Source organism: Roseobacter sp. HKCCD6576-2, assembly GCF_013179285.1.
Classification (GTDB): Bacteria; Pseudomonadota; Alphaproteobacteria; order Rhodobacterales; family Rhodobacteraceae; genus Rhodophyticola; species Rhodophyticola oceani.
The window spans coordinates 18,149-38,864 of sequence record NZ_WVNW01000004.1; the positions used below are offsets into that span (position 1 = coordinate 18,149).

At 61.3% G+C, this 20,716-nt stretch carries 30 protein-coding genes; 11 read left to right on the forward strand and 19 right to left on the reverse strand.

Features of this window, described 5'->3' with window-relative positions:
* Nucleotides 1–2: 2 nt before the first annotated feature.
* The 10 genes from rnc to folK all read right to left on the reverse strand — a co-directional run bounded on the left by rnc (nucleotide 3) and on the right by folK (nucleotide 7,883).
* Entirely contained in the window at nucleotides 3–686 is a 684-nt protein-coding gene (gene rnc / locus GTF44_RS14735) for a ribonuclease III (RefSeq protein WP_171560477.1), read from the reverse strand.
* A complete protein-coding gene (gene lepB, locus GTF44_RS14740) occupies nucleotides 683–1,468 on the reverse strand; it encodes a signal peptidase I (protein ID WP_171560474.1) in 786 nt (261 codons plus the stop codon). Before lepB ends, rnc begins: the two co-directional genes overlap by 4 nt.
* 64 nt (nucleotides 1,469–1,532) lie before the next feature.
* The gene (acpS, locus tag GTF44_RS14745; protein WP_171560472.1) at nucleotides 1,533–1,982 is read right to left on the reverse strand and encodes a holo-ACP synthase; all 450 of its coding nucleotides are present in this window, start codon (nucleotides 1,980–1,982) and stop codon (nucleotides 1,533–1,535) included.
* Nucleotides 1,979–2,614 (reverse strand): LysE family transporter, encoded by a 636-nt coding sequence (locus GTF44_RS14750; protein WP_171560469.1) that lies wholly within the window; start codon nucleotides 2,612–2,614, stop codon nucleotides 1,979–1,981. The genes acpS and GTF44_RS14750 overlap by 4 nt, the downstream gene beginning before the upstream one ends.
* Before the next feature lie 21 nt (nucleotides 2,615–2,635).
* Entirely contained in the window at nucleotides 2,636–3,253 is a 618-nt protein-coding gene (locus GTF44_RS14755; protein WP_171560466.1) for a LysE family translocator, read from the reverse strand.
* A complete protein-coding gene (locus tag GTF44_RS14760) occupies nucleotides 3,250–3,993 on the reverse strand; it encodes a pyridoxine 5'-phosphate synthase (protein ID WP_171560463.1) in 744 nt (247 codons plus the stop codon). The genes GTF44_RS14755 and GTF44_RS14760 overlap by 4 nt, the downstream gene beginning before the upstream one ends.
* A gap of 24 nt (nucleotides 3,994–4,017) precedes the next feature.
* The gene (locus tag GTF44_RS14765; protein ID WP_171560460.1) at nucleotides 4,018–4,662 is read right to left on the reverse strand and encodes a DUF2062 domain-containing protein; all 645 of its coding nucleotides are present in this window, start codon (nucleotides 4,660–4,662) and stop codon (nucleotides 4,018–4,020) included.
* Between the two features lie 27 nt (nucleotides 4,663–4,689).
* Complete coding sequence (locus GTF44_RS14770) at nucleotides 4,690–6,813, reverse strand: bifunctional (p)ppGpp synthetase/guanosine-3',5'-bis(diphosphate) 3'-pyrophosphohydrolase (RefSeq protein WP_171560458.1); 2,124 nt, start codon at nucleotides 6,811–6,813, stop codon at nucleotides 4,690–4,692.
* Nucleotides 6,814–6,841: 28 nt separating this feature from the next.
* Nucleotides 6,842–7,195: a DNA-directed RNA polymerase subunit omega gene (gene rpoZ / locus GTF44_RS14775; protein ID WP_145214811.1), complete on the reverse strand. Its 354-nt coding sequence runs from the start codon at nucleotides 7,193–7,195 to the stop codon at nucleotides 6,842–6,844.
* A 43-nt stretch (nucleotides 7,196–7,238) separates the two neighbouring features.
* A complete protein-coding gene (folK, locus tag GTF44_RS14780) occupies nucleotides 7,239–7,883 on the reverse strand; it encodes a 2-amino-4-hydroxy-6-hydroxymethyldihydropteridine diphosphokinase (protein ID WP_367383378.1) in 645 nt (214 codons plus the stop codon).
* A gap of 92 nt (nucleotides 7,884–7,975) precedes the next feature.
* Here folK and GTF44_RS14785 point away from each other — a divergent pair, with 92 nt between their 5' ends.
* Entirely contained in the window at nucleotides 7,976–8,551 is a 576-nt protein-coding gene (locus GTF44_RS14785) for an NYN domain-containing protein (protein WP_145214806.1), read from the forward strand.
* A 50-nt stretch (nucleotides 8,552–8,601) separates the two neighbouring features.
* On the opposite strand, the gene GTF44_RS14790 is transcribed toward GTF44_RS14785, so the two are convergent.
* Nucleotides 8,602–9,138: a peroxiredoxin-like family protein gene (locus tag GTF44_RS14790; RefSeq protein WP_171560455.1), complete on the reverse strand. Its 537-nt coding sequence runs from the start codon at nucleotides 9,136–9,138 to the stop codon at nucleotides 8,602–8,604.
* Nucleotides 9,139–9,178: 40 nt separating this feature from the next.
* A complete protein-coding gene (locus tag GTF44_RS14795; protein WP_171560452.1) occupies nucleotides 9,179–9,802 on the reverse strand; it encodes a trans-aconitate 2-methyltransferase in 624 nt (207 codons plus the stop codon).
* A gap of 119 nt (nucleotides 9,803–9,921) precedes the next feature.
* Between GTF44_RS14795 and ispH the strand changes: the two genes are divergently transcribed.
* The 6 genes from ispH (at nucleotide 9,922) to GTF44_RS14825 (ending at nucleotide 13,706) form a co-directional block, all read left to right on the forward strand.
* Nucleotides 9,922–10,872: a 4-hydroxy-3-methylbut-2-enyl diphosphate reductase gene (ispH, locus tag GTF44_RS14800; protein ID WP_171560450.1), complete on the forward strand. Its 951-nt coding sequence runs from the start codon at nucleotides 9,922–9,924 to the stop codon at nucleotides 10,870–10,872.
* A gap of 45 nt (nucleotides 10,873–10,917) precedes the next feature.
* Complete coding sequence (locus GTF44_RS14805) at nucleotides 10,918–11,532, forward strand: LysE family translocator (RefSeq protein WP_171560447.1); 615 nt, start codon at nucleotides 10,918–10,920, stop codon at nucleotides 11,530–11,532.
* A gap of 75 nt (nucleotides 11,533–11,607) precedes the next feature.
* Complete coding sequence (locus GTF44_RS14810; RefSeq protein ID WP_171560445.1) at nucleotides 11,608–12,060, forward strand: DUF3429 domain-containing protein; 453 nt, start codon at nucleotides 11,608–11,610, stop codon at nucleotides 12,058–12,060.
* On the forward strand, nucleotides 12,057–12,644 hold the full coding sequence (locus GTF44_RS14815; protein ID WP_171560442.1) for a bifunctional 2-polyprenyl-6-hydroxyphenol methylase/3-demethylubiquinol 3-O-methyltransferase UbiG: 588 nt from the start codon (nucleotides 12,057–12,059) through the stop codon (nucleotides 12,642–12,644). The genes GTF44_RS14810 and GTF44_RS14815 overlap by 4 nt, the downstream gene beginning before the upstream one ends.
* Complete coding sequence (gene rnhA / locus GTF44_RS14820) at nucleotides 12,637–13,092, forward strand: ribonuclease HI (RefSeq protein WP_171560440.1); 456 nt, start codon at nucleotides 12,637–12,639, stop codon at nucleotides 13,090–13,092. Before GTF44_RS14815 ends, rnhA begins: the two co-directional genes overlap by 8 nt.
* Nucleotides 13,089–13,706 carry a trimeric intracellular cation channel family protein gene (locus GTF44_RS14825; RefSeq protein ID WP_145214783.1) on the forward strand — a complete coding sequence of 206 codons (618 nt, stop codon included), beginning with the start codon at nucleotides 13,089–13,091 and terminating at the stop codon, nucleotides 13,704–13,706. The genes rnhA and GTF44_RS14825 overlap by 4 nt, the downstream gene beginning before the upstream one ends.
* A gap of 102 nt (nucleotides 13,707–13,808) precedes the next feature.
* On the opposite strand, the gene GTF44_RS14830 is transcribed toward GTF44_RS14825, so the two are convergent.
* The 5 genes from GTF44_RS14830 to def (GTF44_RS14850) are packed head-to-tail and all read right to left on the reverse strand — an operon-like array spanning nucleotide 13,809 to nucleotide 16,467.
* Entirely contained in the window at nucleotides 13,809–14,069 is a 261-nt protein-coding gene (locus GTF44_RS14830; RefSeq protein WP_145214781.1) for a hypothetical protein, read from the reverse strand.
* On the reverse strand, nucleotides 14,066–14,980 hold the full coding sequence (fmt, locus tag GTF44_RS14835; protein ID WP_171560437.1) for a methionyl-tRNA formyltransferase: 915 nt from the start codon (nucleotides 14,978–14,980) through the stop codon (nucleotides 14,066–14,068). Before fmt ends, GTF44_RS14830 begins: the two co-directional genes overlap by 4 nt.
* Nucleotides 14,977–15,471: a peptide deformylase gene (def, locus tag GTF44_RS14840; RefSeq protein WP_171560434.1), complete on the reverse strand. Its 495-nt coding sequence runs from the start codon at nucleotides 15,469–15,471 to the stop codon at nucleotides 14,977–14,979. The genes fmt and def (GTF44_RS14840) overlap by 4 nt, the downstream gene beginning before the upstream one ends.
* Nucleotides 15,461–15,946 carry a peptide deformylase gene (gene def / locus GTF44_RS14845; protein WP_171560431.1) on the reverse strand — a complete coding sequence of 162 codons (486 nt, stop codon included), beginning with the start codon at nucleotides 15,944–15,946 and terminating at the stop codon, nucleotides 15,461–15,463. Before def (GTF44_RS14845) ends, def (GTF44_RS14840) begins: the two co-directional genes overlap by 11 nt.
* On the reverse strand, nucleotides 15,943–16,467 hold the full coding sequence (gene def / locus GTF44_RS14850) for a peptide deformylase (protein ID WP_171560429.1): 525 nt from the start codon (nucleotides 16,465–16,467) through the stop codon (nucleotides 15,943–15,945). The genes def (GTF44_RS14845) and def (GTF44_RS14850) overlap by 4 nt, the downstream gene beginning before the upstream one ends.
* 181 nt (nucleotides 16,468–16,648) lie before the next feature.
* On the opposite strand from def (GTF44_RS14850), the gene GTF44_RS14855 reads away from it, so the two are divergent.
* The 3 genes from GTF44_RS14855 to GTF44_RS14865 are packed head-to-tail and all read left to right on the forward strand — an operon-like array spanning nucleotide 16,649 to nucleotide 18,492.
* A complete protein-coding gene (locus tag GTF44_RS14855) occupies nucleotides 16,649–17,056 on the forward strand; it encodes a hypothetical protein (RefSeq protein WP_171560426.1) in 408 nt (135 codons plus the stop codon).
* Nucleotides 17,053–17,265 carry a helix-turn-helix transcriptional regulator gene (locus tag GTF44_RS14860; RefSeq protein ID WP_145214768.1) on the forward strand — a complete coding sequence of 71 codons (213 nt, stop codon included), beginning with the start codon at nucleotides 17,053–17,055 and terminating at the stop codon, nucleotides 17,263–17,265. Before GTF44_RS14855 ends, GTF44_RS14860 begins: the two co-directional genes overlap by 4 nt.
* Nucleotides 17,266–17,322: 57 nt before the next feature.
* The gene (locus tag GTF44_RS14865) at nucleotides 17,323–18,492 is read left to right on the forward strand and encodes a MalY/PatB family protein (RefSeq protein WP_171560424.1); all 1,170 of its coding nucleotides are present in this window, start codon (nucleotides 17,323–17,325) and stop codon (nucleotides 18,490–18,492) included.
* 59 nt (nucleotides 18,493–18,551) lie between these two features.
* Here GTF44_RS14865 and GTF44_RS14870 read toward each other — a convergent pair whose 3' ends face one another.
* The gene (locus tag GTF44_RS14870) at nucleotides 18,552–18,968 is read right to left on the reverse strand and encodes a VOC family protein (RefSeq protein ID WP_171560421.1); all 417 of its coding nucleotides are present in this window, start codon (nucleotides 18,966–18,968) and stop codon (nucleotides 18,552–18,554) included.
* Between the two features lie 304 nt (nucleotides 18,969–19,272).
* Between GTF44_RS14870 and GTF44_RS14875 the strand changes: the two genes are divergently transcribed.
* Nucleotides 19,273–20,229, forward strand: coding sequence for an L-malyl-CoA/beta-methylmalyl-CoA lyase (locus tag GTF44_RS14875; RefSeq protein ID WP_171560418.1), 957 nt, complete (start codon nucleotides 19,273–19,275; stop codon nucleotides 20,227–20,229).
* Nucleotides 20,230–20,235: 6 nt separating this feature from the next.
* On the opposite strand, the gene GTF44_RS14880 is transcribed toward GTF44_RS14875, so the two are convergent.
* The gene (locus tag GTF44_RS14880) at nucleotides 20,236–20,706 is read right to left on the reverse strand and encodes a GyrI-like domain-containing protein (RefSeq protein WP_171560415.1); all 471 of its coding nucleotides are present in this window, start codon (nucleotides 20,704–20,706) and stop codon (nucleotides 20,236–20,238) included.
* Nucleotides 20,707–20,716 lie beyond the last annotated feature (10 nt).

The window sequence follows — 20,716 nt, forward strand, 5'->3', positions numbered from 1 at the left end:
CCTCACGACGCGCCCATACGGCTCATCAGGGCCGCAGCCGCCGCCTGCTCGGCCTGACGTTTGGCCCGCGCCTCGGCCCGGGCGCTTTCACCCGATTGTAGCCGTGCCTCAATGGTGAAGACCGGGGCGTGATCCGGGCCGCTTCGACCAATCTCGACATAGCTCGGCGGTGTCTGCCCCCGGGCTTGCGCCCATTCTTGCAAGGCTGTCTTCGCGTCCCGCGCATCCGCATCGACCTCGGCCACCCGATCGCCCCACAGGCGCAGAACCAGGGCACGCGCCGCATCGAAACCGGCGTCTTCATAGACCGCCGCAATCACCGCTTCCATCGCGTCACCCAGAAGCGCGTTTTTGCGGCGCCCGCCGGTCATCTGCTCGGATTTGCCAAGCTTCAACACAGCGCCGAGATCGATCTCGCGGGCGACATCGGCGCAGGTTTCCTTGCGCACCAAGGCGTTGAACCGTGGGGCCAACGTCCCCTCGGGCGCTGTCGGGTCCTGCGCCAGAACCGCCTCGGCCATCACCAGACCCAAAACCCGATCACCCAGGAACTCCAAACGCTGATTGTCGGGCCGTGTCTCGGTCGAGAGCGACGAATGGGTCAGCGCGCGGATCAAGAGCGCGGGGTCGTCAAACACATGCCCCAACCGGTCGCAAAACGCGCTGAGATCCTTCGACAGTTTCACTCGATCGCCCGGAAGAATCTGTCTGAGCGCCAGGTCCAGAAATAGACCATCCGCCGCCCGGCCGACGAGAACATCACCCGATCCGCCCGACCGATCAGATTTTCCATCGGCACCATGCCGACCCCGCCCACCGATTGCGGGAAACGACTGTCGAGGCTGTTGTCACGGTTGTCGCCCATGGCGAAGAAATGCCCCTCGGGAACGGTGAAAAGCGGCGTGTCGTCGCCGCGCGTCCCGTCCTCGATATTGAGCACCGAATGGGTCGGACCGCTTGGCAGCGCCTCGGTGAAGCGCTCTTTCAAACATTCACCGCCTTGCCCGACCGGCGCATTGGAACAGCGCGGCACATGGCCAATCGGGCCCTGCTGCTCAAACAGTTCTGAAAACGGATCTTCCGGCTCAAGCCGCGCCACCTCGCCATTCACATAAAGCACGCCATTGCGCATCTGCACCGTGTCGCCCGGCAGCCCGATGACGCGCTTGATGAAATCGCTGCCGTTGACCGGATGGCGGAAGACAACCACATCGCCCCGCTCCGGCTCAGACCCGAAGATCCGCCCCTCAAACGGGCACATGGAGAACGGGCAGGAATGCTGCGAATAGCCATAGGCCATTTTATTGACGAACAGGAAATCGCCGATCAAGAGCGTGTCTTTCATCGAACCGGACGGAATCCAGAACGGTTGGAAGAACAGCGTGCGGAAGACGCCCGCGATCAACAGGGCATAGACCACGGTCTTCACCGTTTCCCAGATGCCATCTTTCTTTGCCTCTGCCGCCATTTATCCTGCCTCGTTTAGGGCCGTTCCTTGGTCCCGCGTGTCATGAGCGTTGCCCTGGCCGGTGTCAAGCAAGCGGACGCCTGGGCCGGGGCATCGGCGGGCGGGTGGGCACCTGCCCCTCGGGCACAGCCTCGATCACCACAAAGGCCTGCGCCCAAGGGTGATCATCGGTGAGCGTCACATGGAGGATGGCCTCATGACCTTCGGGCGTCATCTGATCCAGCCGCTCCTTGGCCCAGCCCGTGACATGCATCACCGGCTGACCGGTCCGCAAATTGGTGACCGCCATGTCTTTCCAGGCAATCCCCATGCGCAACCCGGTGCCAAGCGCCTTGGAACACGCCTCCTTCGCCGCCCATCGTTTGGCATAAACAGCAGCCGGATCCGGCATCCGCTCGGCGCGTTTCTGTTCGATCTCGGTGAAAACCCGGTTGCGGAACCGATCACCGAACCGATCAAGCGTGCCCTGAATCCGCTCGATATTTGCCAGATCCGTGCCGATACCAAGGATCATTCCGCCCCCCGCCACACCAAAAGCCGTAGGGCCGCGCCCGCGAAGAGAGCCGCAAACACCCCTTCGATCCAGCGGCGGAACCGTTGATACCAAGCCATGACCGGGGCAAGTGAAAAGAGCGTGGCATAGCCGATGTAAATGACGCCGCCGAGCATAGCGCAAATCACAACGATGAGAATTGAAACCACGCTAGTCGAGGCTGCCTCAGTACCTAATGCAAGCGCCGCGACCCAGGCTAGGACCGCTTTCGGATTGCTCAGATTAAGGAACAGGCCACGCCGCATGAGACGCCCCGCAGGCTCCTCAAGCGGCGTCAAATTCTCCTGCTTGGCCGGGCGGAGGGCGGCCCGGCCCGATGCAATCGCGAGATAGAAGAGATAGCCAGCACCGATCAGTTTCAAAACCGTCAGAATGGCTGCGCTTTCGGCGACCAATGCGCCAAAGCCCAAAGCCACAACACCACCCCAAAAGGCCAGCCCGAAGGTCAATCCTGCCGCCAAGGCCATGCCGCGCGCGCGCCCACCCGCCATAGCTGTTGCCGACACCGCCAGGGTTGCCGGGCCGGGCGAGCCCGCCGCAAAAACAAAAGTGGCCACGCTGGTTATTGCCGCAAGGAATGTGGGATCGGTCATCATACCTCCGCAACGCCGCCGTCAGGTCAGCCGCGTCGTCAGAATCTTCAACGCCGCTGCGCCAAACAACGCCGCAAAGACCAACTCGAAGCCGCGCTTCATCCGCTGATAGACCCGCATCACGCCGCCAGCGGCGAAGAGTGCGCCATACCCGACGAAAATCACGCCTGAGACGCTCACCAGAGACAGGTAGATTGTGATCAACGCGGTGAAGTCTGACCCGGGTGGCACGAGCACCGCAAACACAGCACCCCATCCAAAAATCGGCTTCGGATTGGTCAGGTGCACGAAAAGCCCCTTGAGAAAAGGCGGCAGGCCCGTCCGGCCTCCAGTTGCGATCAATGGCGCCGCCGTGATCGCCGAGCGCAGAGACTTCAGCGCCAGATAAAGGAGATAGCCCGCGCCCAGATAGCGCAAGACCTCAACGATCCAGCCATTGCTCAGCATCAGGGCGCTCATCCCAAACATCGCGGCAAGCCCCCAGAAGGACGACCCGGCCAGAACACCCAACCCGGTCAGCATGCCGTCGCGCCGCCCGCGATCCATCGCCGTGCCCGCAATGGTCAATGTTGCAGGGCCGGGGCTGCCCGCGCCAATCCCCCAAGCGGCGAGAACAATAAGCAGTTCGAGCCCGCTCATGCCCGCGCCTCATCCATCAGCCGCCGCATTTCCGCAAGAGCAGCAGGCAGGCCGACAAAGACCGCCTCGCCGATCAGGAAATGGCCGATATTCAACTCTTTCACCTGGGGCAGAGCTGCGACCGGTGCCACATTGGTATAATTCAGCCCATGGCCCATATGGACCTCGAGCCCGAGATCATCGGCTTGGATCGCGGCGTCGCGCAGGCGGGCAAACTCCGCATCCCGCGCGGCGATATCGCCCTCTGCATCAAAATCGCAATAGGCCCCCGTATGCAGTTCGATGACTGGCGCGCCAATGCGATGCGCGGCCTCAATCTGCACCGGGTCGGGCGCGATGAACAGCGATACGCGGCACCCAGCTTCCGAGAGCGGCCCGATGAAATCGGCCAGCTTGTTCTGGTCACCGGCCACCTCAAGCCCGCCCTCGGTGGTGCGCTCCTCGCGCCGCTCCGGCACGATACAGGCCGCATGCGGACGGTGCCGAAGGGCAATGGTTTGCATCTCATCGGTGGCGGCCATCTCGAAATTCAGCGGGATCTCGATGGCCTTCAGGATCGCCTCGATATCCTCGTCGCGGATATGGCGGCGATCTTCGCGCAGATGTGCGGTGATGCCATCGGCCCCCGCCCCTTGCGCCGCCATGGCCGCGCGCACCGGATCGGGCAACGCACCGCCTCGTGCGTTCCGAAGCGTCGCCACATGGTCGATATTTACCCCTAGCCTGAGTCGCTCTGCCATCTGCCGTCCCCTTTCGGGTCCAACCTACTGCTTTGCCGCCTCTGCGCCAGTCTGTTCCCGCAGCTTTTTCATTTTCTTGCGCAGCTTGGCCGCGCGACGTTTCTGATATGCGCGGATCACCGGAACGCTGAGATAGTAGCAGACGGTGCCGCAGATCAGCCCCGGGATGATGCCGCCGATCATGTAAGGAAAGAATACGTCGCGATAGAAGACACCAAGCTCATGCCAATGCGCCTCGGCCGGTGTGAAGATTGCCACAAAGTTATGCCAGAGATCGCCTGCGGCCCGCGAGAATTTGACGAAGAGATTGCCTTCGACATCGCTGCGCAACTGACTGCCCAGAAGGAAATGCCCGGTTTGCAGCGAGATGATCCCGATTGGGATATAGGTCAGCGGGTTGCCGATAAAGGTTGCAAGCAACGCGGCCAAGATATTGCCGCGCATCAGCTTGGCCAGGACAGCCGCAACCACGAAATGCAGCCCGTAAAATGGCGAGAAGACCGTGAACGCACCGGCAAAAATGCCGCGCGCAATGGTCTCCGGCGTGCCCGGCAATCGCCGCAGCCGATGTTTGATATATTGAAACGCACGCGCCCAGCCACCGCGCGGATAAATCCACTCGGCCACGACTTGCCCCCAGGGGCGGTTATCGCGTCGCTTGAAGACCAAGCCTGGTCTCCTCCCATTTGGGCCAGCTTAGGGGCGGCGCTCCAAGGCTCGGCACCGCTCCAAGGTGGCCACATCGCTATCGGCCTCGACCGCCATCATCACCGCGTGAAGATGTTCGGCGTCTCTCACATCCAAGTCGATCAGCAGACGATAGAAATCCGGCTTTCGATCAATGAAATGTAGGTCCGAGATATTTGCGTTCTGCTCACCGATCAATGTGCAGATGCGTCCCAACACGCCATTATCATTGCTGAGTGTGACATCTACAGTCACATTATGGACAGGGGCGTGGCGACCTTCGGTCCAATGCAGGTCAATCCAGCGGTCCGGTTGATCATCCAAATCCGCCAAGGCCGGGCAATCGATCGCATGCACCACCGGGCCACGCCCTTGATAAGTGATGCCGACGATCCGCTCCCCCGGCACGGCCTGACAGCATTGCGCCCGGTGGATCATCGACCCCGGCGGCAGGCCGATCACCGCGCGGCGCGCATCAACGTCGCCCGTCTCCCCTTCGGTCAGCAATTCGGGATAAAGCGCGGCCACCACATCACGCGCAGACAACTCAGCACTGCCGATCCGGGCCAAAAGCTCATCGCCACTGTCGAGCCCCAGGGTTTTCGCCGCCGTCGCCAGCGCCTTGTCGGTGGCCTTCTTGTTCACATGCTCAAACGCCACCCGCGCCAGCTCTTGGCCCAGCTTGATGTAGCGCCCGCGATCTTCCTCCCGCAGAGAGCGGCGGATCGCAGCTTTGGCTTTCCCGGTCACCGCAATGTCGATCCAGGTCGCTTGCGGCGTCTGCCCCTCTGCCGTGATAATCTCGACCGACTGGCCGTTTTTCAGCCGCGTCCAGAGTGGTACGCGGATACCGTCGACTTTGGCCCCAACGCAGGAATGCCCGATCCGCGTGTGGATCGAATAGGCGAAATCAAGCGGTGTCGCGCCTTTCGGGAGTTTCACCACATCGCCCTTGGGCGTGAAGCAGAACACCTGGTCGGAATACATCTCGAGCTTCACATGTTCGAGGAACTCGTCATGATCCTCGGCCATTTCGAACCGCTCGGTCAGGTTCGCCAGCCATTTTGCCGGATCGACGGCAAACGGGTTCTCGGCCCGTACACCATCGCGATAGGACCAGTGCGCCGCCACCCCGGATTCGGCTACATCATGCATCTGCCGGGTCCGGATCTGCACTTCGACCCGTTTGCCATCGCGGCCCGACACAGTGGTGTGGATCGAGCGATAGCCGTTCGATTTCGGCTGGCTGATATAGTCCTTGAACCGCCCCGGCACCGAACGCCAACGCTGATGGATCGCCCCCAAAATGCGATAGCAATCATCCTCGGTCTCGGTGATCACACGGAACCCATAGATGTCAGAAAGCCGCGAGAAGGCGAGCTCTTTCTCCTGCATCTTCCGCCAAATCGAGAATGGCTTTTTCGCCCGGCCAAACACCTCGCCGGTCACGCCGTGTTTCTCCATCACCGTCTCAATATCGTCGGTGATTTTCGGGATCACATCGCCCGATTCCTTCTGCAGCGTCAAAAACCGCCGAATGATCGAGTTGCGGGCCTCGGGGTTGAGCACGCGGAAGGCCAGGTCTTCCAACTCCTCGCGCATCCAGTGCATCCCCATCCGCCCGGCGAGCGGTGCGAAGATGTCCATGGTCTCACGGGCCTTCTTGGCCTGTTTCTCCTGCGGCATATGCCGGATCGTCCGCATATTATGCAGCCGGTCGGCGAGCTTCACCAAGATCACCCGCATGTCCTTGGACATCGCCATAAAGAGCTTGCGGAAATTCTCCGCCTGTTTGCTCTCGCGGTTCGACAGTTCCAGATTGGTCAGCTTGGTGACCCCGTCGACCAATTCGGCCACGTCTTTGCCAAAGAGATCGACAATCTCGGAATACGTGCCCTTGGTGTCTTCGATCGTGTCATGCAGAAGCGCGGTTGCAATCGTGGCATCATCCAACCGCTGTTCAGTCAGAATCGCAGCCACCGCCACGGGATGCGTGAAGTAAGGCTCACCGGAATGCCGCGTCTGCCCCTCATGCATGGCGCGCGCATAGTCATAGGCGCCCAGCAAGAGCGCCTCATTGCACTTTGGATTGTAATTCTTGACCAGGCTGAGCAGGTCAGAGGCGTCGATCATCGATCCTCCATCCGCGCCGGCGTCCCGATTACTTCTGACCCTGCGCTTCCATCAAAGCACGCAGCATCTGCTCTTCGGACATATCGTCCTGAGCTGGCTTGTCCTGCTCCACACCCTGCAAGAGCGCCATGGCGTCTTCTTCGGGCTCGTCCACCTCGATCTGGGTCTGATGGCTTTCGATCAGACGCTCACGCAGATCATCGGCGCTTTGAGTTTCGTCGGCGATCTCGCGCAGGCTCACAACCGGGTTCTTGTCGTTGTCCCGGTCGATGGTCAGCGGGCTGCCCGCAGAAATCTCGCGGGCACGATGCGAGGCGAGCATCACCAGTTCAAACCGGTTCGGAACCTTGTCAACGCAGTCTTCAACCGTCACGCGGGCCATTCAAGAAACTCCAGCATCCTGTTTCGGGAGGGTCAGAAGCCTGTCATGTATCGCCGATTGGTGGGAAAGGCAAGGCCCCGGCGGGCGGATCAACCACCGTGATGGCGTCTCGATCTGCCTGTGGCAGCGCGGCCAACATCTCTGCGATCGTTAGGCCGGTCACGGGGTGCACCCAGTCCGGCGCCACATCGGCCAGCGGGGCCAAGACAAAGACCCGCTCAGCCAAGCGTGGATGTGGCAGGATCAGCGTTTCTGGCGCAATCTCCGCCGCCCGATCAGATGGCAGATTCCGCCACCGGGCCTGCGTCTCCAAATCTGGCAAAACCTGATCACCAAATGCGATCAAATCCAGGTCCAACACCCGGGCCTCCCATCGGGTGCGCCGGGTCCGGCCAAAACTACGTTCAACCCAGTGCAGATGCGTGAGCAGATCCGCCGCCTCGCCTTGCCATGAAAGCGTCAGGGCAGCGTTAATAAAGTCAGGTCCAGCACCCTCCGGAAAGGCAGGCGTTTGATAAAGTCGGCTGAAATGTGCCGTCGCATTTTCGAGATCGGCTAATTTTTTCATGGCCGCGCAAACCACCGAAACCGGCGGATTTCTTGCAAGTGAAACGTTTGAACCCACGGCGACCAATGCGCGTGTGACGGTCTGATGACGCTTCGATGCTTGCGGTTGCCGATAGTTCACCTATTTTCCTTTGTATTGCCGGTCGTAGATTTTGTTCTCACTCCATTATCATTCCACGCGATTGGCGCCACAAATACTCACGGGACCACCCAATGTTTTACCGAGACGAACGGTTGGCGCTGTTCATCGATGGATCGAACCTCTACGCCGCCGCCAAAGCGCTGGCCTTCGACATCGACTACAAGCTCCTCCGCCAGGAATTCATGCAGCGCGGCAAGCTCCTGCGTGCGTTCTACTATACCGCCCTTCTGGAGAATGACGACTATTCGCCCATTCGCCCGTTGGTCGACTGGCTGCACTATAACGGCTTCACCATGGTCACCAAACCGGCCAAAGAATTCACCGATAGCCAGGGCCGCCGCAAAGTCAAAGGCAATATGGATATCGAGTTGGCCGTCGATGCGATGGAGATTGCGCCGCATGTCGATCACATCGTGATCTTCTCTGGCGATGGTGATTTCCGGCCGCTCGTGGCCGCGCTCCAGCGTAAAGGCGTGCGCGTCTCGGTGGTCTCCACGATTCGCAGTCAGCCTCCGATGATTGCCGATGATCTACGCCGCCAGGCCGATAACTTCATCGAACTGGATGAGTTGAAGGACGTTATTGGCCGACCACCCCGCGAACCGCGGGAGATGGATGAGCATGAAATCGAAACGGTTGAGACCTGATCAGATACAAAACCCCGCCAACTTGGCGGGGTTTTTCGTTAATAGAGATCTTAGACCGGTCCGTCATACTCGCCCCGCGCCGGGTAATTCTTGTCGATGGCAAAATCGACCGCCCCCAACAGCTCCCGGAAATGTGGGCGCACAAACGGCATGGTCTGCACCGACATGTAATAGAGCGTTTGATCGGGGTTAATCAGAAACAGACCCGGTTCGGCAAAGAGCGGTGGCTCTTCGATCCCAATTGACGTTTTCCCGCGCGAGGTCGAGATATAGAGGCCCCATTCACGCGCTTTTGTAAGGGTCAGATCATAACCAAAGCGCAGTTTCTCAGCGCCGATCTTATCAGACATAGCTTGCGTCCGCTCTTGACCATCCGACGAGATCGCAACCGAGGCCACACCCCGCTCGGCGAAGTCACCCGCAAGCTTCTCGAACTCTGTCAGATAGGTCGCGCAAAGCGGACAATGCAGCCCGCGGTAGAAACAGATGACCACGCCGCGCGGGCTGTCCTCAGCGCTCAAATCGAACTGACCGCCTCCCAAAAGCGGCACAGTGAGGTCAGGGGTTTTCTGGCGGGGCATCAACATCAGCGGGTCTCCGAAGTTCTATTTGGCTGGATCGTCGATCTTACATGCGTTGAAACACACTGATTTGAAAGGATTGTTGATTGCCTTTGGGGGTCACATGCACGTGAGGGCAGCTCTCGATCAAGCGAAACTGACGCGGTGCGAGCGCCTCCAGCGTCGCGGCCAACGTCTCGGGCGCATAGCGTTGAACCGGCAGGTTCGAGCAGGTCTCGGGCCCATCCAAGGCAAAACTTGAGACTATGGCGTAGCCACCGGGTTTCAAAGCCGCCCTCATCGCGGCGACATAAGCCGCGCGGTCTTCCTCCGTGGTGAGGAAATGAAATACGGCCCGGTCATGCCACAACGTTACCTGTCGGTCTGGGCGCGAGGTTGTGATGTCTGCCGCGATCCAACGGACCGACGCGGCGCGTACACCCAATCGATCCCGGCTGATCGCGAGCGCTGCATCGGATAGGTCCAAGACAGTGACATCGCCATATCCATCCGCCAACAGCGCATCGACCAGACGTGATGCGCCGCCGCCAACATCCAAGATGGCGTCCGCTGGCATCAGATAGGCATGGATCATCTGCAGCGACAGATCGGGCGTCGCCTCAAACCAAGTCAACGCGTCTTCGTCCCGCGCAGCATAGACCGCATCCCAATGCGCCTTATCCGATGCCATGATGTCCTCCCCACCTCTATCCTGCGCCGCAAACTGCATTCCGGCAAGCCGCTGCGCCGATCCGCCTCTGGACGGCGACGGCGCTTGCCCCTACCTATCGCGTGATGTCGGAGGCTCAGATGACCAAACCGCCCCTTACGCTCTATCTCGCCGCCCCGCGCGGGTTCTGCGCCGGTGTCGACCGGGCGATCAAAATCGTCGAAATGGCGCTCGGGAAATGGGGCGCGCCGGTTTATGTGCGCCATGAGATCGTCCATAACAAATTCGTCGTCGATGACCTTCGCGCCAAGGGTGCCGTGTTCGTCGAAGAATTAGACGAATGCCCCGATGACCGCCCGGTGATTTTCTCGGCTCATGGCGTACCGAAGGCCGTCCCCGCAGAGGCTTCGCGCCGCGAGATGGTGTTTGTCGATGCCACCTGCCCGCTGGTTTCCAAAGTGCATATCGAGGCGGAACGCCACCACGCCAACGGGTTGCAAATGGTGATGATCGGCCATGAGGGCCACCCCGAAACCGTCGGCACCATGGGGCAACTGCCGCCCGGCGAGGTGATCCTGGTGGAAACGGTCGCAGATGTCGCCGAGATCACACCGCGTGATCCAGAGAAACTGGCTTTCATCACCCAGACCACGCTCAGCGTGGATGACACGGCCGAGGTTGTCGCGGCCTTGCAGGCCCGCTTCCCCGCCATTATCGGGCCGCATAAGGAAGACATCTGCTACGCTACGACCAACCGGCAAGAGGCGGTCAAAGCAATGGCGCCGAAAGCTGACGCCATGCTGGTGGTCGGTGCGCCAAACTCCTCCAATTCCAAACGCCTGGTCGAGGTCGGCGCGCGGGCAGGTTGCGACTATGCCCAGCTTGTCCAGCGCGCGACTGATATCGACTGGCGGGCGCTGGACGGGATCACCTCGATCGGGATCACAGCCGGCGCGTCGGCCCCGGAACTTCTGGTCAACGAGGTGATCGACGCCTTCCGCGCGCGATATGACGTCTCGGTCGATCAAGTCGAGACGGCTGTCGAAAATGTCGAATTCAAGGTCCCAAGGGTCTTGCGCGAACCGGCCTAAATCGGCTCTCCTTCGCGGATACCTCTGCGGAAGGATGCGCGCACCATGATTTCTCTACAGTTTCTCGTCACCGCTTTCGTCGTTGTCATCGCCCCGGGCACCGGCGTGATCTACACGCTGGCCCTTGGCCTTGGCCAAGGTCGGCGCGCCGCGATTTCGGCGGCCTTTGGCTGCACGCTTGGGATCGTGCCGCATTTGCTCGCCGCCACGCTTGGCCTCGCCGCGCTCTTGCACACCTCGGCGCTGCTCTTCCAGGTGGTGAAGTTCGCCGGGGTCGCCTATCTGCTCTATCTCGCCTGGCAGGCCCTGAAATCCGATGGCGCGCTCGCGATCCGCGAAGAAGCAAAACCCGAAAATCTCTGGCGCATCGCCCGGCGTGGCGCTTTGATCAACATCTTGAACCCCAAGCTTTCGATCTTCTTCCTGGCACTCTTGCCGCCGTTTCTCTCCGGCAATCCCGCCAGCGCGACAGCGGAAATGGCGCTGCTCGGGGCGATCTTCATGGCACTCACCTTCGCCGTCTTCCTGCTCTATGGCGTCTTCGCGGCGGCAGCGCGCAGTTGGATCTTGGGCAGCGCCCGGGTCATGCGCTGGCTCAACCGCAGCTTCGCCGGCATTTTTGCACTTTTGGCGGGTCGCTTGGCGTTTGAGCGGGCTTGAACCAGGCCCTAGGCTGAACGGTTTTCTGACAAACGGCCCTTGCCGAGCGCAACCGGCTTGGGCAGAACCCTGGCTATGATGCGTATTCCTCCCTCCGCCCTGATCCTCGGGCTTGCCGGGCTGATCCCCTTTCTGTGGGGCGCGGCCACTTTGGCGAGCCCCGCGCTCCAGGGTTGGTCGGTGCGCAGCCTTGGCCCCGCCCTTACCGGCCCGTTTGTGCTGCAAAGCTATGGGATCGTGATCCTTTGCTTCATGTCTGGCACGCTTTGGGGCTTTGCCACACGTGCGGCGGGAGCCGTCGCGGCCAGCGGCTATGCGCTCTCTACCCTGCCCGCGCTTTGGGCGTTCTTCATGGCTGGCGGCAATCCAAACACGGCCGCAGTAGCGCTTTTGGCCGGGTTCATCGCGCTGCTGCCGCTCGATTACATGTTTTGGCGACAAGAGCTTGCACCGCAATGGTGGATGCGTTTGCGTCTGATCCTGACCGCTGTTGTCGTGGTTTGTCTCGGGATCGGGGTCGTCACATGAGCGATCAGGGGACGATTGATGCCTATGATGCGCGGGCTGCGAGCTATGCCGCCTTGGACATCAACGACGCGCAGACCGAAAGCCTCCGGGCTTTTCTTGCCTGCCTGCCTGCGGGTGGGACGATCCTTGATCTTGGATGCGGCCCCGGTTTGCAAGCCAAAGCCATGCAAGATGCGGGGTTCGCGGTCATCGGCTTGGATGCCACCCCCGCCTTTGTCACCGCGGCGCAATCCGTTGGCATCGACGCCCGGCTCGGCACCTTCGACGATGTGACCGAAACCGAGGCGTATGACGGGATCTGGGCGAGCTTCAGCTTGCTTCATGCGCCGCGCGCCGATTTCCCGCGCCATCTCACCGCGCTGGCGAAAGCGCTCCGGCCAGGTGGCTATCTCTATCTGGGCATGAAACTCGGCACCGGCGAAGGGCGCGATGCTTTGGGCAGGTTCTACAGCTATTACTCCGAAACCGAATTGCGCACAGCCTTGGAGGGCCTCGGCTTGACCGTATCGGATGTCACAACCGGGACTGGCACGGGCCTTGCGGGCACGACAGACCCCTTCATCTTGATCACCGCCCATGGCTGAGCTTTTCGCCTATACCGACGGCGCTTGTTCAGGCAATCCCGGCCCCGGAGGCTGGGGCGCTTTGCTCATCGCGAGGGACGGTGAACGCGTGGTCAAAACCCGTGAGCTAAAGGGCGGCGAGGTTGAGACCACCAACAACCGCATGGAGCTTCTCGCCGCGATCCACGCGCTGGAAGCATTGGAACGCCCGTCCTCGCTGACCGTCGTCACCGACAGCGCCTATGTCAAAGGCGGCATTACCGCCTGGCTGCACAACTGGAAGCGTAACAACTGGCGCACTGCGACGAAAAAGCCGGTGAAAAACGAAGACCTCTGGCGCCGCCTCGATGCTGCCAATGCGCGCCATCAGGTGACGTGGGAATGGGTCAAAGGCCATGCGGGTCACCCCGAAAACGAACGCGCAGACGAACTGGCCCGCGCGGGTATGGCGCCGTTCAAACCCAAATGATCGCGACGCTCGATTATATGTCCGTGGCGATTTTCGCACTGACCGGCGCGCTGGTGGCCTCGCGCGCACAACTCGATATCATTGGGTTCTTCTTCGTCGCCTGCCTCACCGCGGTCGGCGGCGGTACAATCCGCGATCTCCTGCTCAACCGCGATCCGGTCTTTTGGCTCGCCGATCCGACTTATCTCGGCATCGCCTGCATCGCCGCGTTGATCGTGTTCTTCACCGCTCATCTGTTCGAAAGCCGCTATAAGCTGATCCTCTGGCTCGACGCCGCTGCCCTCGCTGTTGCGGTCGCCGCAGGTGTCAGCGTTGCCATCGCGATGGATCAATCTGCCCCAATTGTTCTCGTAATGGGCGTGGCAACAGGCACGCTTGGCGGACTCATGCGCGATGTGGTCTGCAACGAGTTACCTTTGGTTCTGAAACAGGGGGAGCTTTATGTCACGGCCGCCTTCGCGGGGGCGGGTGCGGCGCTGATCACGCCTCTGGCAACGCCCCATTCACTCGCCCCAATCATCGCCTGCATCGCGACCTGTTTCGCCCTGCGCGCCGGCTCACTGGCCTTCGGATGGCGCTTGCCGGTCTACAAACCGCGCCCGCCGAAATCGTAAGATCGCTCAAGAGCCCGCCTGCGGACCACACCGCCCGACAGATCGCCGCCCGAACCAAAGACAGCGCGCCGAAGGCGCTCAATTTGGCAACGGGCGCAGGGCTTACTTCCGCCGATTTCGCCGCCGATTGGCCCATTCCGTCGGGATCAAGATCAGCGCCGCAGCCGAGCCGATAATGGCGTCCACCCCGGGCCGCCCGAAGCTCAGCCCGAAAAGCGAGCGCAGGAAAAACAACATCAGCACGGCGCCGAACGCGATCAGGACTGACGGGATCAGCCCGTTATGCGTCCAGCCCCATTTCTCGAACAGATAAGCCACGATCCCTGCGATCATCAGCGAGCCGAAAAACGAAAACAGAATCATCTGATCTCTCCCAAAACCACGCCCGGCGATACCGAGGTGCCACGCAGAAACGCTGCGGCGTCTTGCCGAGCTCGACCCTCAGCCTGAAGCTCCAATATCTCGACCGCGCCGTTGCCGCAGGCCACGCGCAACCCCTCCAACACCTCACCTGGGCCACCATCACCCGTCGCCACCCGGCTCCGCAAGAGTTTGATCCGCCGCCCGTCCAGCATCGTCCACGCGCCCGGAAAGGGTGACAGCCCTCGGATCAACCGATCCACCTCAACGGCCGGTTGGCCCCAATCAATACGCGCCTCGGCCTTGTCGATCTTCGCGGCATAGGTCACGCCGTCTTCAGGCTGCACCTCTGGCGTCAACGTCTCCAAACCAGCCAGCGCATCGACAATCGCCTCGGCCCCCAGAGCACTCAACCGATCATGCAATGCGCCGGTGGTCTCTTCCGCCTCAATCGGCACAGCCCGGCGCAACAAAACCGGCCCGGTATCCAGGCCCGCCTCCATCTGCATGATGCAAACCCCGGTTTCCGCATCACCCGCCATAATCGCCCGGTGGATCGGAGCCGCCCCGCGCCAGCGCGGCAAGAGGCTGGCGTGGATATTCAGGCACCCATGCGTCGGCGCGTCCAACACCGCCTGCGGCAGGATCAGCCCATAGGCCACAACAACGGCGACCTCCGCGTCCAAAGCCGCAAACTCCGCCTGCGCTTCTGCAGATTTCAGCGAGACCGGATGCCGAACAGGCAGCCCAAGCACGTCCGCCCGCGCCTGGACCGGCGAAGGTCGGTCTTTCTTGCCCCGCCCCGCCGGGCGCGGCGGCTGGCAATAGACCGCGACGATCTCGTGGCCCGCCGTCACCAAAGCGTCCAACACCGGCACTGAGAAATCCGGCGTTCCCATAAACACGATCTTCACGCGCGCTTCCTCGCCTTCTTCACCAACATGTCCCGTTTCACCCGGCTCAGCCGGTCAAAATACATCCGGCCATTCAGATGGTCGATCTGATGTTGAACGCTGGTCGCCCAGAGGCCCACCAAATCTTTGCGCACCCGGATACCCGCGCCGTCCATATAGCTGACCGTCACCGCCCGGGGCCGTTTGATCTCGGCCTGCACGCCGGGCAGGTTGGGGCTGGCCTCCACATGGGGCCGCAACTCCACACTGGCGCGCAAAATCTCCGGGTTGGCCATGCGGATTGCCTTGCCCCGCTCATCAGACGCATCAACGACCGCAAGGCGCAACATCACGCCGATCTGCGGTGCGGCCAGACCAACGCCCGGCATCGCGTCCATGGTCTCAACCATATCATCCCAAATCGCACGGACCTCGTCCGTCACGGCCTCAACCGGGTCGCACACGGTCTGCAACCGCTTGTCCGGCCACATCACGAAGGGCTTAGCTGGCATAGTCTGCCTCCAATGCCCGCCGCGCCTCGGAAGACACCCGATCGAACGTCACGATGCCATCCAGATGATCATATTCATGCTGCGCACAAATGGCCGCGAACCCATCCAGGCGCTCTTCGCGTACCGCGCCTGTCTCGTCTGTCCAGCGCAGGACAATCCAGTCCGCCCGCGTCACATCGGCGGTCACACCGGGGATCGACAAACACCCCTCCGGCCCCGTCACAACCGTCTCAGACCGCGCCACAATCTCGGGGTTGATATAGACCGGCGGATCTCGATCCCCATCTTTCCAACCCACATCCATAACGAAGAGTCGCTGCAAAACACCGATCTGCGGCGCCGCCAGGCCACGCCCCGGCGCGGCATACATCGTCTCGAGCATATCGGTCGCCAAATCCGAAACATCACCCGAAACCGGCGCACAGACCTTGCTGAGGCGCGGATCAGGCCAGAGCAGGATGGGCAACAGGCTCACGCCTTCTCCCGCGCCAACTCGCGCTTTAGTTTGACCATTTTCCGGGTGATCATCTGCCGCTTCAGCGGGCGCAGATAATCGATGAAGAGCTTACCGTCCAAATGGTCGATCTCATGCTGCACGCAGGTCGCCCAGAGCCCGTCAAAGGTCTCGCTCTGCGCCGCGCCGTCGCGGTCCATCCATTCGACAGTTACCTCTGCCGGGCGCTCCACATCGGCATAAATCTCGGGGATTGAGAGACAGCCCTCTTCATAGACGTTCCGCTCATCTGAGCTTGCCACCACAACCGGGTTGAACATCGCCAGCGGCCGGGGCTCCGCGCCTTCTTCCTTGATGCAATCAAGTACGATCAACCGACGTCCAATACCCACTTGTGGCGCCGCCAACCCAATCCCGGGCGCAGCATACATGGTTTCCAACATGTCATCGGCCAGCGCCCGCAGCTCATCGGAGATATCGGGCACCGCGTCGGCCACCTTCTTCAGGCGCGGGTCGGGATGGATCAAAATAGGACGTTTCATGGACAGGGAGATAGGCGATCAGGAGCGCCGGGGCAACGGGCGAGGGGGCAGCCCCCGCTACCTTCGCGCGCCTCCCGGACATATTTCTGAATCGAAGGCGTGAATGTAACCTTGACGTTACTTATTGTGCGCCTTATGTAACCCAAAGGTTACTTAGCGCTCATGTGAAAGGAGCACCTCCATGTCCAGCAATCCCGTTGCCCGCCTGCGCCTCATCGGCAGCGCCACAATGGTTCTTCTCGCCCTCGCCGCGGTGGGCGCGTCGATCGCCTCGATCGGACCCTCGGGTCTGACCTGGGCCTGGGTGATCGGCGGTACAGCGATCGCCTATGCCGTGCTGTCGGCGATCATGCATCGGCGTCACCCGGAGGCGGCGGAGGCGGCTTGGGACGAACAAAACATCGCCGCCCATCGCGACAGCCTCATCTTCGGCTTCTGGGCTGTGCTGGCGGTCTTCCTCTTTTTTCTTGTCCTGGTTCTGACCGATCGGCTGGATCCGGCGATGGCGTTCTTCTGGCTCGGACCGGTTCTGGGCGCCGCGCCCTCGGCACATTACCTCGCCTCAATCTTTCGAGGCCGCGCCGAATGAGCGCCAAACTGATCGTGCATCTGAAAGCCCACCGGACCGAGGCTGGCCTGACCCAGGCGGACCTGGCCGAGGCGGTGGGCGTCTCGCGCAAGACCATCAACACGATCGAAAACGGCGTCTTTACCCCCTCCACATACCTCGCCCTTTGTCTGGCCGATGAATTGGAGGTCAGCGTGCATGACCTCTTTGCCCTGCCGGAGGACGACTAGCCCTTGCACCCCGGCACCGCATCGCTAGCTTAGCGCGCGGATATCGGAGGGACAGACATGTCATTTGACGAGATTATCGATCGCCGTGGTTCTCATTGCGTGAAATGGGACATGATGGAGCAGCTTTATGGCGTTGACCCGGAAACAGGCATCGCCATGTGGGTCGCCGATATGGATTTCCGCCCACCGGCCTGCGTCCAAGATGCCGTGCAAGCGATGGTCGATCATGGCGTCTATGGCTATTTCGGCGATGACAGCAAATACCGGGCCGCCATCTGCTGGTGGATGGAAAACCGCCACGGCTGGAAGATCGAGCCGGATTGGATTTTCACCACCCACGGGCTGGTCAACGGCACCGCCATGTGCCTCGACGCATATACGCAGCCGGGCGATGGCATCGTCTTGATGACCCCGGTTTATCATGCTTTCGCCAAAGTAATCCGCGCGGCGGGTCGGGAGCTTGTCGAATGCGAAATGATCAATGTCGATGGCCGGTATGAATTGAACATCGACGCGTGGGATGCGCAGATGACGGGCAATGAGCGGATGCTGATCCTCTGCTCACCGCATAACCCAGGCGGGCGGGTCTGGACCCGCGCCGAGCTGCAGGCGCTGGCTGCCTTTGCGAAGCGGCATGAACTCCTGATCGTCTCCGACGAGATCCACCACGACCTGGTCATGCCTGGCCATGCACATATCCCGATGGCACAGATCGAAGGCATCACCGACCGGCTGATCATGATGACGGCGGTCACCAAGACCTTCAACATCGCGGGCTCCCATGTGGGCAATGTGATCATCGAAGACCCCGACCTGCGGGCGCAGTTTGCGGCGCGGATGATGGCCATGGGTATGTCGCCGAACTCCTTCGGGCTCTTTATGGCGACGGCGGCCTATTCTCCCGCGGGAGCCGAGTGGGTGGATCAACTGATCCCCTATTTGGCCGAAAACGCCCGTATTTTCGACGAAGGCATCAATGCGATTCCGGGGCTGCATTCGATGGCATTGGAAAGCACCTATCTGGCCTGGGTCGATTTCGCCGGCACCGGGATGGAGATGGCGGAGTTCACCCGCCGCACCGCTAAGGATGCGGGGATTGCGGTCAACCATGGACCGACCTTTGGCAAAGGCGGTGAAGACTTCCTCCGCTTCAATATCGCCGCGCCTCGGTCGGTGATCGAGGATGCGGTACGGCGCATGCAGGCTGCTTTCGGGGACTTGCAGTAGACACCACAGCGAACCCGCTTACCGAGCTTGCCCAACGCGACGATGGCGTGTTACCCGCGTTATCCGTCGCGCCCCGGTTCGTTCGGATTGCTGGCGAACAACGCAATCTTGTTGCCTTGAGGGTCGCGAAGGTAGCCAACATAAAAGCGCGGTCCATAGGCATCGCGGAAACCCGGTTGGCCCTCGTCGGAGCCGCCCGCGACAAGTGCGGCGGCGTGGAGGTCACGAACCTGCTGCTGACTGCGTGCCTCGAACGCGATCATCACACCGTTTCCAGCCGACGCCGGGTGTCCATCGAAGGGTGTCTTGATGTAGAGGTCCGGCAGAGCGACAGACTGGCTGGGTTGCGTGCGGAGCGTGCAGCTTAGGCCGTCAGCCCGCTCCTCCAACTCGTAATCAAGCGCTGGCAGGAACGCCGCGTAAAACCGTTTCGCCCGTGCGATGTCATCTGCGCCGATGGTGACGTAAGCAATCATGCGACGCGGTCCTTTCAACAAGTCTGGTTATGGCAACCAGATAACCACGCCAACTTAGGCCAACTTATAAGCCCGCTCAACTGACGCCCCTTTGTTGAACGCGCCGCCAAAGCCGAGGCTGATGCAATTGGAGCGAACGCGCATTTTGCTCTGCACAGCTCCAGGCTCAAGATTAGCTGCCGGAGTACACGGAACCGCACTGGCGATCATCATGCCGCGCCGCAGCACTTGCGCCCGCCCGCGCAATATCCTACGCCTCAGGTCACGCCAAACGACACATCCTTGCGCCAAAGGGAATCGCCTCATGAGCTTCCGCCTGCAACCCCACCCCGTCGCCCGCCCCAATCGATGCCAATTGTTCGGCCCCGGTTCCAACACCAAACTGTTTGAGAAGATGGCGGCCAGCGCGGCGGATGTGATCAATCTCGATCTGGAGGACAGCGTCGCGCCGGATGATAAGGCACAGGCCCGCGCCAATGTGATCCAGGCGATTGGCGCGGTGGATTGGGGCAACAAGACGTTGAGCGTGCGGATCAATGGGCTCGACACGCCCTATTGGTATCGCGACGTGGTCGATCTTCTGGAGCAGGCCGACGAACGGCTGGATCAGATCATGATCCCAAAGGTGGGCTGCGCAGCGGATATCTATGCGGTCGACGCGCTGGTCACGGCGATTGAAACCGCCAAGGGGCGCCGCAAGCAGATCAGCTTTGAGGTGATCATCGAAAGCGCCGCTGGCATCGCCCACGTGGAAGAAATCGCCGCCGCCTCGCCGCGCCTCCAAGCCATGTCGCTCGGCGCGGCAGATTTCGCAGCCTCAATGGGGATGCAGACCACCGGCATCGGCGGCACCCAAGAAAACTACTACATGCTGCATGGCGAGACGCGCCACTATTCAGACCCCTGGCATTGGGCGCAGACCGCGATTGTCGCCGCCTGCCGCACCCATGGCGTGCTGCCGGTCGATGGGCCGTTCGGCGATTTTTCCGACGATGACGGCTACCGTGCCCAGGCCCGGCGCTCCGCAACGCTTGGGATGGTTGGCAAATGGGCGATCCACCCCAAGCAGATTGCGCTCGCCAATGAGGTCTTCACCCCGTCCGACGAAGCGGTTGCCGAGGCCCGTGAGATCTTGGCCGCGATGGAAGAGGCCAAGAAATCGGGGGCTGGGGCCACGGTCTACAAAGGTCGGCTGGTCGATATCGCCTCGATCAAACAGGCCGAGGTGATCGTAAAACAATCCGAGATGATTGCCGGCTGACCAGCCTCACCCGGCGATCGGAATCAGAAGCCGCGTCCGCAGATCTTCGGGCGCGGTGAACTCCGGATCATTGAGATACATCTCCGCCGAGGGGCCGTCTGCCGGAACAAACCCTGCAGCGCCCATCCCTGTCTGACGAAACCACATCCAGGATTCAGGCAGACCCGCATAAGGCCCGGCATGGATTAGTTCCGCATACCGGCCAGCGGACAGGACGACGCGGTCAAACCCGTCAGGCAGCGGTGCCTCCGCCGGGAAAACGCATGCCGCGTGGGAGCGGAGCGCAGGTTCTGCAACCGCCCCAGGACTGTTGTGATAGATCGCCGCCCAGGCGCCGGAGCGATCCCAAAGGGCCTGCGCGGTCAACTGATCCGCAAGGCGTTGAAACGCCTTCCCAATCCCGGCATGGCTTCCGGCATGTGGCACGCCGATTAGGGAAAGCTCAGCGGCCTCGGTCACAATCTCGATCTTGGGCATAGATCGGTCT